This is a genomic window from Brevibacillus sp. HB1.3, assembly GCF_013186635.1.
In the GTDB taxonomy this organism is placed as follows: Bacteria; Bacillota; Bacilli; order Brevibacillales; family Brevibacillaceae; genus Brevibacillus; species Brevibacillus brevis_D.
Map to the genome: position 1 here is coordinate 81,467 of NZ_JABMIT010000002.1, position 12,225 is coordinate 93,691.

At 44.7% G+C, this 12,225-nt stretch carries 8 protein-coding genes and 1 riboswitch; of the genes, 2 read left to right on the forward strand and 6 right to left on the reverse strand.

Annotated features, from left to right (window positions below; translation table 11 throughout):
• Nucleotides 1–27 precede the first annotated feature (27 nt).
• The 5 genes from metK to HPY31_RS05125 all read right to left on the reverse strand — a co-directional run bounded on the left by metK (nucleotide 28) and on the right by HPY31_RS05125 (nucleotide 7,307).
• On the reverse strand, nucleotides 28–1,233 hold the full coding sequence (metK, locus tag HPY31_RS05105) for a methionine adenosyltransferase (protein WP_015893578.1): 1,206 nt from the start codon (nucleotides 1,231–1,233) through the stop codon (nucleotides 28–30).
• Nucleotides 1,234–1,366: 133 nt separating this feature from the next.
• Nucleotides 1,367–1,468: riboswitch (SAM riboswitch) on the reverse strand.
• Nucleotides 1,469–1,529: 61 nt separating this feature from the next.
• Entirely contained in the window at nucleotides 1,530–4,106 is a 2,577-nt protein-coding gene (locus HPY31_RS05110; RefSeq protein ID WP_172139105.1) for a S8 family peptidase, read from the reverse strand.
• Nucleotides 4,107–4,284: 178 nt separating this feature from the next.
• A complete protein-coding gene (locus HPY31_RS05115) occupies nucleotides 4,285–5,280 on the reverse strand; it encodes an SLAP domain-containing protein (protein ID WP_172139108.1) in 996 nt (331 codons plus the stop codon).
• A 40-nt stretch (nucleotides 5,281–5,320) separates the two neighbouring features.
• Nucleotides 5,321–6,268, reverse strand: a complete 948-nt coding sequence (locus tag HPY31_RS05120; protein WP_016740224.1) for an SLAP domain-containing protein — start codon at nucleotides 6,266–6,268, stop codon at nucleotides 5,321–5,323.
• Nucleotides 6,269–6,359: 91 nt separating this feature from the next.
• The gene (locus tag HPY31_RS05125) at nucleotides 6,360–7,307 is read right to left on the reverse strand and encodes an accessory Sec system S-layer assembly protein (RefSeq protein ID WP_172139111.1); all 948 of its coding nucleotides are present in this window, start codon (nucleotides 7,305–7,307) and stop codon (nucleotides 6,360–6,362) included.
• 195 nt (nucleotides 7,308–7,502) lie between these two features.
• Here HPY31_RS05125 and HPY31_RS05130 point away from each other — a divergent pair, with 195 nt between their 5' ends.
• Entirely contained in the window at nucleotides 7,503–7,703 is a 201-nt protein-coding gene (locus tag HPY31_RS05130; protein WP_172139113.1) for a hypothetical protein, read from the forward strand.
• Between the two features lie 179 nt (nucleotides 7,704–7,882).
• Here HPY31_RS05130 and HPY31_RS05135 read toward each other — a convergent pair whose 3' ends face one another.
• Nucleotides 7,883–9,676 (reverse strand): hypothetical protein, encoded by a 1,794-nt coding sequence (locus HPY31_RS05135; protein ID WP_172139115.1) that lies wholly within the window; start codon nucleotides 9,674–9,676, stop codon nucleotides 7,883–7,885.
• 432 nt (nucleotides 9,677–10,108) lie between these two features.
• On the opposite strand from HPY31_RS05135, the gene HPY31_RS05140 reads away from it, so the two are divergent.
• On the forward strand, nucleotides 10,109–12,034 hold the full coding sequence (locus HPY31_RS05140) for a hypothetical protein (RefSeq protein ID WP_172139118.1): 1,926 nt from the start codon (nucleotides 10,109–10,111) through the stop codon (nucleotides 12,032–12,034).
• Nucleotides 12,035–12,225 lie beyond the last annotated feature (191 nt).

Below are 12,225 nucleotides of genomic sequence, written 5' to 3' on the forward strand. Positions count from 1 at the left end.
CCAGGCTCTTTTTATGTCTTTGGAATATTAGAGTTGAGCAGCCTCTTGCTTCAGAACTTCTGCTTTGTCTGTTTGCTCCCAAGGAACATTCAGGTCATTGCGTCCGAAGTGGCCATATGCAGCTGTTTGTTTGTAGATAGGACGACGCAGGTCGAGCTGCTTGATGATACCAGCAGGACGCAGGTCGAAGTGTTTGCGAACCAATTTCACCAGAGCTTCTTCGGAAATGGTACCTGTGCCGAATGTATCTACTGCGATGGAAACTGGTTGTGCTACACCAATTGCGTAAGCAACTTGTACTTCGCATTTGTCTGCGAGACCAGCAGCCACGATGTTTTTCGCTACATAACGAGCTGCGTAAGCACCGGAACGGTCAACTTTCGTCGGATCTTTACCGGAGAACGCACCACCGCCATGACGAGCATAACCGCCGTAAGTATCTACGATGATTTTGCGGCCAGTCAAGCCAGCATCCCCTTGTGGTCCGCCAATTACGAAACGGCCAGTTGGGTTGATGAAGTATTTGGTTTCAGCGTCCAACAGTTCAGCTGGAACAACTGGTTTGATTACGTGTTCAACCAGATCTTGCTTGATTTGCTCGAGAGTTGTTTCAGGAGCATGTTGGGTAGAAATAACAATTGTATCGATACGAACTGGTTTGTCGCCATCGTACTCAACGGTTACTTGTGTTTTTCCGTCAGGACGGAGGTAAGCAAGTGTTCCGTTTTTACGTACTTCAGTCAGGCGACGAGCCAATTGGTGAGACATGCTGATTGGAAGTGGCATCAGTTCAGGTGTTTCATTGCAAGCAAAACCAAACATCAAACCTTGGTCACCAGCACCAATTGCTTCGATCTCAGCATCAGTCATTTTGCCTTCGCGTGCTTCCAATGCTTGGTCTACACCAAGTGCAATGTCAGCGGACTGCTCGCCAATTGCAGTAATAACACCGCAAGTGTCAGCGTCAAAACCAAATTTCGCACGGTCATAGCCGATTTCACGAATGGTTTCACGAACGAGCTTTTGGATATCCACATAAGTGTTTGTAGTGATTTCACCTGCTACGAGAACCAAACCAGTAGTTACGGAAGTTTCGCAAGCTACGCGAGCGTTTGGATCTTTGGACAGGATCGCATCCAAGATGGAGTCGGAAATTTGGTCACAAATTTTATCCGGATGTCCTTCAGTTACAGATTCGGATGTAAACAGACGACGACCTTTTTGCAAAGCCATGAGAAAATACCTCCTTTGACCTCATACAAATAGTGTGGTAGCCGAGTTAGGATTTTATCTACGTAAACGCAAATAAAAAACCTTTTCCAATTTTTAGGAGGAAAAGGTTTGAGCGTTTTTTGCTTCCTTCATCCTCTTATCGGCCAGAACAGATGTCCGTTCTGCTGGTTAGCACCGCTCTAGCTCGGTTGCCGGGCTTCATAGGGCCAGTCCCTCCGCCTGCTCTGGATAAGAGTATCCATTACGGATAATAGAATAATTGTTTTTTTCAGAGATGTCAATAGGAAAATTTTTACTTATAATTGATAGGCTTTTGAAAGTACTACCACTACCTCGGCGCGAGTTGCTCTTCCATTCGGTTTAAAGGAAGAACCGTACCCATTAACCCAATTCCTCGAGGTCAAAGCCTCGATGGCAGGAGAAGCCCAGTGACTCGTTGGCACATCCCGATAATTCGAGGTACCGTGATTATACATCAACACATTACGTGCCCGCGCGATCATTATCGCCATCTCTGCACGCGATATCGGCTGATCCGGCTTCATTTCATTCTTCGGGTACCCTTTCAATATTCCCAATTGATAAGCTACGCCTAGGTTGTGATACGCCCAGTGCCGCTTTGGCATATCCCGGAAGGTCGTTTTTCCTGTATAGGTAGTCGCTACCTTAGAACCGGTCGCACGCATCGATTTAAGCAGCATCGTCGCAAACTCCGCACGGGTCACTGCCTGATTCGGCTTGAATGACGCATCATTAAACCCATTTACAATATCGCGAGAGCTAAGTCTGACGATCTCTGAGCGCGCCCAGTGGTCCGAAATATCGCGATAACCCGCTATCAATTTCTGCTGCGTCACCGTGAGTCGGTACGATTCATATTTGAACGAAGTACCACTATTAAGGCGCACATAATATTTTCCTGGCTGCAAACGCAAACCGATAATATCGTTTCCTCGCTTCGACAGCTCCGCTACCTCATTCGTCGAAGCAAGCGCATAGTTCAAGTTTCGATCGCTATAGAGCGCGAAACGAAAGCCGCTATCGACAGGAATGTACGGCGCTCGGAACGTCACATACGATTCACTATTCACAGTAAATTGGAACCAGTCGGAATCGGTAGCTGTCGGTATCGTGCCTGACATAACTGTCCCACCGCTTAGCGGAGACGCTGTTTGATAGGTGTCATTCGGCTCATTAAAATCTTTTTTTACTGGCGTGTATCCCAGATCCAGCTGATATTCGCCATTCACCGCATTGCGATTGTACTCACTCACACGGATGTAATACTTGCCTGGTGACACTTCTTTTTGGACGCGCTCTGTCGGATTGTCTTTTGTTCCATTATCGTAGGTAGGGTCCCAGACAACCATCTTTTTACCGAGCTCTTGTTTACCAATACTCAGCAATAAATCGACACGCTTGTTATCAGGACTAACCGTGACATCCAAATGCCCGTATTCACGAACATAGTAGGAGAACCAATCCTGATCCCCTTCATCGTGAAAATTGCCTGTTACACTGATTTCGTTGCCTACGAGTGGCCTTGCCGTCTCTTGCGTATCGTTCGGTTCGTTACGGTCCGGATTGATGGTAAACTTACTCGTCAGCACGTAGGTAAAAGCGTTGTTGACCCCTCCGTTACGCATTAACCGGATATTCATATTTCCCGCTTTGACCGGGACAGTAATCGTATCTCCATTCCCGAAGTACTGCGTAATCGGCGGACGATTCTCTGGGTAAAAGGTAGCTGCCATCGCGGAAGAAACACCAGATGTCACTGACGCTGTGAAGCTGACCTTCCCATCGTAAGGGATGTCCATCTTCAGCCAGTCTATCGTGTCTTTTGGTCCCAAATTTCCACGTATCTGAGATTCGATCGGGAACGCTTTTGCTGAGTACGTCTGATTATTCGGCTCTAAAAAGTCATAGGATAAGGGCGTTCGAACTGCCTTGTCGACATTTAACAACCCGTAGCCCGTTTTCCGGTCCCATCCCTTTTCCCCTAAATCCGTAGCCGTTTGATAAAGCAATTGTCTTACATCAAATGGACTTAGTTTGGGATAACGAGCTAGTATGAGAGCCGCTGCACCTGCTACTTGTGGTGCGGCTGCTGAAGTACCGCTAAAGGAACCGTACTTCCCCCCTAGCTTGGTCGTATAAACATTGAAACCAGGCGCTACCAGGTTAAGTTCAGGTCCCGTATTGCTTTGATACAGCACTTCATTGTTACTCCTTACAGCCCCTACCGCTACCACTGTGGGATAAGCTGCCGGATAAGCCACTCGGCTACTCTCATTGCCACTCGCTGCAATCAGAACCGCTCCGCTTCTTTCCGCTCGTTGTACAGCATTCGCCAGTTCCTTGGAGTAGGACATACTGCTGAGAGACATCAGAATGACTTTGGCACCACGATCCAAGGCAGTATTGATACCTTTAGCAAGAGTCTGCACCGTAGTATCACCATTTTTGGCCAAAACTTTAATCGGCAAAACCTTGGCATTCCACAAAACACCAGATACACCAATGCTGTTATTCCCGCTAGCAGCCAGTACACCAGTTACCTCTGTTCCATGTCCGTTATCGTCCTGGGCCGATCCCCCGGGATTGACCAGATTCACACCCGGCAAAAGGTTGTCCTTCAAATCAGGATGCCTATAATCCGCACCAGAGTCTAGCACCGCGATGATAATCTGTTCATTACTATTTACGACTGCCCAGGCCTGTTGAGCTCTAATCTGATTCAAGTGAAGCTGGTTACTTAAATAGTAGTCATTCGATGCTGGTGGTGCTGCAGCATAGATTGTTTGGTTGTTTGCCATCACTAGTGCGACACTTATCGCAGTCGCTACTGATATGTTCACTGATTTTTTCATGTAAAACAGTCCTTCCTTCTCTCCCCTGCAAAATCAGCAGTCTAAAAGGAATTCAGGTATTTATCTTCTCGTCCTAGCATAGCGGATGAAAAGGGAGACATGCAACCCTGATTAGCAATATTTGGAACGTTAGAAAAGTACAAAACCCTTTTCACCATGGGCAAAAAGGGTTTTCTCCTTACTGTAACAAACCTTTATTGTCTTCCACTTCAGGTGCTACCTGAGCTTTTTCTTTTTTTCTTTGCTGAGCTTTTGGAATAAAAGCAGTAACTTCCGCCAGATTTACCTCTTCCTTTTTAATGGAGGAGAACGGAATATCAAATGCCCATATACGATGGCTATTTGCTTCTACCTTCATGTTTTCCAGGGTAAAGTGTACACGTGCTACGGTATCGCCATCCTTATCATGAACGATAATCGGCACTTCAGTAAACTCCAGACGTTTTGCCAGACCGTTACGGAAAGCAACGATGACTTTCAGTCCGTTATCTTCACCTGGCTTGATGTCGAGGACTTGCAAGTCTACTTCTCCCTCTACAATCGGAGCCTTTTCTGCTGCCTGCTGCATGTATTGCTTGGATTCATCTGCACTCAGACCCAGATTAAAGTTTTGATTCTCTTCGACTTCGTGCTTTTCCGGCTTGATAAAGGTCAGCTTCAATGGAACCTCTTGTTCAGGAATACGGTCGAATTCATCCCAGCGGAACATGAATTCCATCGGACGGCTGGACATTTCCATCACTGGACCAGATGTAATCAGATCAAAAGTCTTTCTCGCGACTTCCTCTCCATCCTCCGTCACCAAAGACAACGGAAGCCTTTGCAGCAAAATGCTGCGGTCAGTCGCATTACGAACGTAGGTAAGAACCAAGAAACCATCATTAGTAACCTGTGTAAAGAATGGAATGATACCTACTTCGTTACGAACAACTGGAGGCATTTCATCATGCGCGTATTGCAAGAGCTCATGCTCCGCTTCGTCCAATTGATCATCCCACGGACCGTTCAGCACCAAAAACAATTCCTTGGATTCCACACGGTTCGCAGATTGCTGCGGATTCTCTAATCCGGATACACCCAAATAAAACTCTCTATGAAGATTCTCATGAATATCTTCGCGTACTTGCTCCAAGCTCTCCTTGGAACCAAACCAATTTTCCAATAACCAACTCATAAGTCAACCTCCTCTTTCCCAACCTCAAAAGTATTGCGCCCTATTCTACATCAAGCGTCCATCTTTTCAGGTCGGCATCAGGCTTTTTCACTAAATTTGGCGGGAATACAATCATCCACGGACGGCTGTAACCCGGCTTCACATTAATGCTGCTTGCGTCGAGTACACCTGTTGCTACCAGATCACCATTAGCATCAGCAATCGTCAGCTTGATTTCATCTGGACGGTATTCATGGCCCATCCCATTGCGGAAGAGCATCGCTGCTACCAAATGTCCTTCCTTTGTCATTCCGATATCAAATCCAGTAACCTGTACGGTATTAATCGGAATCATTGGCAAAGACTGCGTCAACGCTTCTAAACGATCCTTTTGGCGATCAGTCATGCGGCTTTCCATTTCAGGATCGAGCTCTAGATTACGAGGCCATACATGTGAATTTCTACCAGCCTTCATAACCACTTTCCAACGGTTAAAGGTGAAGTTCTCATGCAGATAGCTCTCTTCCGGGAACAATACCTCCCACGGACGGCTGGTATGCGGCGGAATTGCGCCCATATCTGACAAATCCACCTTGATTCTGGCAAACGCATTATCATCAAGATAAATCGCTAACCCAACGTTTTTGATCCGCACTGGCTTATTCGTGGAGTTACGGAAGAACATCGCTACCGTCATGCCATTTGGCTGGGGAATCATACTGAATCCCGTTACGCTAATCATGCCTTTACGCATCTCTGGCAATTCTTCTTGCAAAAAGCGAAGTGTATACTTTTTCTCGGAATCCAGTTCGCTCTCCCAGATCGGGCTCAGGGACAATTCCGTACGAATTTTTTCAACTCCACCTACAGACTCTTCCTGCTGCTCGTTGCTTTCCATTTCGACCTCGGTGTTTTTCAATTCAGCGACATCGATAGCAGACTCTTCTTGAATATCTTTTTTCAGATCCTGTTGATCCTTACCTAAAAAATTCTTCATAAAGGAAAACATAGGCTACCTCCTCAGACGTCCGGACACGAACGAAGCTTCTCTTATCATGATAAACTTTTTTGACTAGCCCATGCAAATTTGCTTTCTTGCATTAGGCTCCTTGGGGAACGCTCACTTTCCAACGGGACAAGTCCAGCTCTTCCTTTTGAATGCTCTCAGGTGGGAAAATAAACAACCACGGCTTGCTCGTATTTGCATTTACAGTGAGGCTTCCTAGTTCAAACAGACCTTCTGCCACTTTATCCCCGCTTGCATCATAGAGCGCCAGCGGCAACGTTTCGAAGGACAGCGACTGTGTAGAGCCATTGCGAATCAAAAGCATCACATTCAGAGCACCACTTTCGGCTTTACGAATCTGCACACTCTGTATATTTACTTCTCCCTCTTTTAGAGCGGGGAGGTTCTTCGCTAATTCAATTAAGGACGTTTTTTGTTCATCAGTCAGCGCCTTAATCCAGGATTCCTCCAGTTCCAGCTGCTGTGGAAGAACCATCTTCTTCTGCGCCATCTCAAAGGCAATCTTCCAGTTCACAAGAAGAACTTCTACCTGTAAAAAGTGCTCTCTCGCAAATACAAACGACCACGGTCTTGCAGAACGCGGCGGAATTTCTCCGAGCTCACTCAAATCAAAGGATTGGCGGGTAAACAGCTCCTGATCCCCAAACAGTACCACCAGCGTCATCTCATTCAGGCTGATTGGACGGTCCGTGCTATTTCGGACGAATGCTACCACTTCAATCCCGTCGTCATGCGGAACGAGTGAAGTCCCTGCCAAGGAAATATTCCCTGGTTGCAACGGTTCCAGTTCCTGAGCCATAAAGGAGAGCGAGTATTTCTCTTGCGCCCCCAACTGCTTCTCCCACAATTCATGCAGCGAGAGTGTGGTGATGACGCCAGTTGAATCCTCATGTACCTGCTGCGCTTCCTGATGAGACTGTTCGGTATCAGCAGCGGAAAGGATCGATTCCTCCTGCACCTGCTCCCGCACCTCATTGGTTGTCGGTTTTTTCCCCATTAAATTCTTCAAGAAGGATAACATATCGTCGCTCCCAACTTTTCTCTACATCTATATATAGTAACATTCGTCATCCACTATAGCATAGTGACATCCTTTTGCAACATAGAAAACTTGGCATTCCAAGCAGAGAACAAAAGGCTTTTGCAACCTTTTCATTGCCCCATTCGTACTGTTAGTTATGTTAGGATACCCGTACGCAACAGGGGATGTCAAGGAATGGAAGCATGGGTGGTGGGACAAAAACGGAGAACCTGGTTTGCGCTCAGCCACAAGGACCGTTTCTTAGTCCGTCTATACCGTGCAACACCTTTGAGCGCTCACCGTGTCTTCGTTGCATATTTAATGAAGAAAAAATTTTTATGCTATCGTGCCGAAGAAGATTTCATTTTCATGTATAACATTTCCATAATAAGTTAAAGTTTACAACGTTGTTTACTATTGATAAAATGTAAGGGTCTAAACAAATAACTTGGGGAATTTCTTTTTGGCCAACTGTCTTGTGCAGTTGGTTCTTTTTTTGTTCATAGCAAAAGAACCTATCACGAATATGATAGGCCCCGCCAACGCTTTACATTTCGGATTTTTCCCCCTGCCATCTATTGCGGTGGAATGTTTACATCGATACGTGTAGTGGTACTCGCATTCCCCGCTGTGAACGTAATTTTCACGTGCTCGTAAAGTGTAGTATTAGTGGAATTTTGTTGAACTAGCCTAATTCTTCCTGCGTCATCTAGCTGCAAATATTGTGCTGGTTTATTTCCTCCACCCATTCCTTCGATTTGTCGTACTTTGTATGAAACATGCGGATTTTTTTCACTTCCCTCTTTCATGCGAATAATCTGGTCAGTGACATCTTCTCCGACGATGTTCGTATTCGAAATCGTTGCTGTTCGGAAGTACTTATCGCTCTCCGCTATCGCAATTTCCATTACACTTTTTTGACCCGCACCCGTTTTCGGCTGAAGTAAAACGTCTACATACTTGATCGTAGTCGCTGTCCCGGCAGTAAACATGATTTGGACATGCTCAAAAACCGTAAAGTTGGAGTTGTTTTCTTGGATGAGTTTGATTCTTCCTGACTCATCAGCCTGTAAATATTTGGATGGTTTATTATTTCCGCCCATACCTTCAACTTTCACAATCTCGAGTCCTACCACAGGATTTTTTTGCGTTCCTTCTATTAAACGTATGATTTGATCCGTAACATCTTCCCCAACCTTGCTCGTGTTCCCGATTAATGCACTCTTGTAGTACTTATCACTTTCCGCCATGAGTATTTCTCGGTCACTCAGCCCACCATCATGAGCTTTGGGCAGAATACTTACGTCTATTCGGAAGATCTGGCTCGCAGTACCTGCTGTAAGCTTGATTTTTACATGTTCGTACAGAGTCGTACTCGTGGTATTCTGTTGAATCAAATAAATTCGACCTGATTGATCAGCTCGCAAATATTGTGCAGGTTTATTTCCTCCACCCATTCCTTCGATTTGATGAATTTGAATCTGTACATGCGGATTCTTGTTCATGCCATCTTTCAAGAGAATGATTTGATCGGTGACATCTACTCCGGCTTCTGTTGTTGCAGAAATCGAGGCGACTCTGTTGTATTTATTCACTTCCTCTTGGACGATTTGATTATCGCTCGGCTCCCCGGTATCGCCTTTTGGCTGTATGGTGACTTCTACTCGATGTCCTGTGCTCGTATCGTCTACAGTGAACCATACATTTACGAGTTCTTTCACAGGCATCCCTGTGTTATTTGATTTGACTAATATTACTCTGCCATTTGGATCAACCTGCAAATATTCCACCGGGCGATCGCTGCCCTTCATCGGGAGAACTTTTTTCGCTTTAACCAACACGAGTGGGTTTTTCTCGTTGCCTTCGATCATGCGAATGATTTGGTCGGTAATATCGTCCCCGGCCTTTACTGCGTCAGGGATCGTCGCTGTTTGTTCATACTTGGGAATTTCTTCGTCGGCTGTTCGGAGATTAATTGTTTCCTGGATGCAATAGTCCAGACCAGCTTGGACATCCTTTTGATCGAGAAACGGTTTGTATTTTACCAGATACACCATACGCGAATAGGTATCTTGCTTGTATTCTTCGGTGAAATCATCAAAGGCATCAGCAAACTTCAGCTCCAAGATGGGATCTGATAATGCCTCACGCATCTGTGAAATCGCTGCCTGCTCCTCTTCCCTTGTCGGGTTATTACTCATTTTGATCGCGTTGATTCGATCGATTGCTTCGGATAACGTTCCCTCTTGAGCAAGAGCTGCCAATGATCCTGTTGCTGAGAAAGGTAAAATCAGTGCGAGCGCTACAAATGTTAGGAAAACCTTTGACATGATTGACTTGAAACGATTGCCACGGGTTATTTCGCTCATGATATGCGCCTCCATTAATTTGTAATAACAACGATGTAAATCATAGGAATATTTAACATTTTTGTATAGGTGTTTTTCCCCGGACCAAAATAAAAAGCTTATCACGACTCTACGATAAGCTTCTTATTCTATGATATTCGAGATTTCATTGAGAGATTTGTCTTTCCAAAGGCAAAACTACACTTCCATATTGTGGGGATTTCCATTACTTAGCAATCAGCTACATCCATATTCCTTTTTTCTACAAATGATGGGTAACATAGACACCATGAAAATACTGGTAGGACGCGATTTGCTGGAATTGGTGAACAATTAGAAATTATTGTAAGGGTTAGTGCTATTAACCAAACTCAAGTTAAAGTTGTTTTCAACAAAGAAGTTGATAAAACTTCCGCTGAGACTGAAGGCAACTACAAACTGAATGCTGCTGTATTGGCTGATGGTACTACACCTGGTGCTACTCCAGCACAAGCAAAAGCAGTTCTGGGAGCAGACAAGAAGTCTGTTGTTATTACTTTTGCTGACCAAAAAGCTAACAACACCGCTTTCACTTTCCAAGTTGATGGTGTAACTGATGTTGAAGGTAAAAAAGTAACAAGTGAAGTTCAAACTATCACTGTAACTGATACTGTAGCACCAACAATCACTGAAACTAAATTTGCTGCTAACGGTGATCTGACTATTACTTTCTCTGAGCCACTTGCAGCTGCACAACAACCGATTGTTCGTGTAAACAACACTCCAGTTACACATACTACAGTTGCTGCAGGTGATACAGTAGTAACAGTACCAGCTGCTAACTTGCCAGCAATAGCTGGTGGCGCAACTGCAACTGTATTTGTTTCCAGCGCACAAGATACAGCTCTGAACACAATGGCTGTATACAATGGCACTGTTGTAAAAGCAGTTGATACTACTAAACCTGCTATTACTTCTGTGACTCAAACTGGTCAAAACACAGTTAAAGTTGTATTGAGCGAAGAACTTGCTGGTGGTGCTTCTGCACTGGAACCAGCTGATCTCAAGATTCTGATGGGTTCTACTGTTTATACTCATGGTACTGCTGGCACAGTAGTAACAGTTACTCCAGATGCTAATGATACCACAAACAAAACTTATGATGTATCCTTTAACCTTGGTGGAGCAGGTGCACCTAACTACGGTCTCTATGCTTCCAACACAGCTGCAACTGCACAAGTTACTCTGATTGTTGATGCTAATGCAATTAAAGATGCTTCCAACAATGGTAACGATGCGTATACACAAGCAATCACCTTCAACCGTGATGCTCAAGGTCCTCGTTTCGTTTCTTCTAAAGTAGCAGACGACAAACAAACTCTCGAATTGACTTTCGATGAAGAGTTCCAAGGACAAGATGTAGACGTAGATGAGGCTAAACTCCTTATCACAAATGCTGAAGGCGTTCGTTTCGATGCTATCGCAGCAACTACTGTTGCTAAAGTTGGTTCTCCTAAAGTATTGCTGGTTGATTTCGTAGCTGGTGCTACTGAAATCGAAAACGGTACTTACACCGTACAAATCGGAGCAGGTGCAGTAAAAGATGCTCTTGGTAACTTGAGTGCAGCAGCTACTACTACAGTAACTGTAGGAAACGCAGCTGATACTGTAAAACCAACTGCTACTCTGGATACTGAAACTAATGCTGATGCAGCAGTAACTGGTGTTAACAAGTTTGTTGTAGACTTTAGCGAAGAAGTAGGAGCTTCTGCTCTTGATCTGGCTAACTACAAACTCGACGGTGTTGCACTGGATAGCACAAAAGCTAACATCTACTTCAATAGCTCCGCTAAAAATAGCGTAACTATCGAACTGAAAGCTGAAACTGTAGCGTTCGGAGCTCAAGCTGGTACACCAGCAACTCTGACTGTAAGCAATGTAGCTGATAAAGCTGGCAATGTTATGGAAAAAGCTGCTGATTTCGGAGTGAACATCGCTGACAACACAGCTGCTGTTCTGCAAACTGTTCAAGTTCTGGGTAACGACATCGTTCTTACTTTCAACGAGAACATTGACAGCACAACTGCTACAACAATCGACGATCCAACTAAACTCGCTTCTGAGTTCGAAATCTTGGTAGGATCAGATGCATTGACTTTGGGTACTTTGGGTACTAACGGTACAGGTGGTACAGATGGAGATGCAGCAGTATCTCTGGTAGCTGGTAACGCTAAACAAGTGAAAATCTCACTGACTCCTCAAGTTAACGGTACTGGTTACACTGGTCAAGTTTCTTCTAACTGGGATCCAACTAAAACAATCACAGTTAAAACTACTGGTGCAACTCTGACAGATGCGAACGGATACGGTGTTAAAGCTGACGTAACTGCTCATAACTAATCGAACCGTTAAGAAAATACCCCATACGCAGAAATGTGTACGGGGTATTTTTCTGGCCGTTTGAAAAAATTATGTAAAAAGAAGAAAATGGTGGAAAGCTACTATTCTATTTAAAGGATTTAAATAACCAAACTACGGATATACTAAAGGTGTTACCCGGATATTTCGGCTACTCTTTTTGTATTAGTATG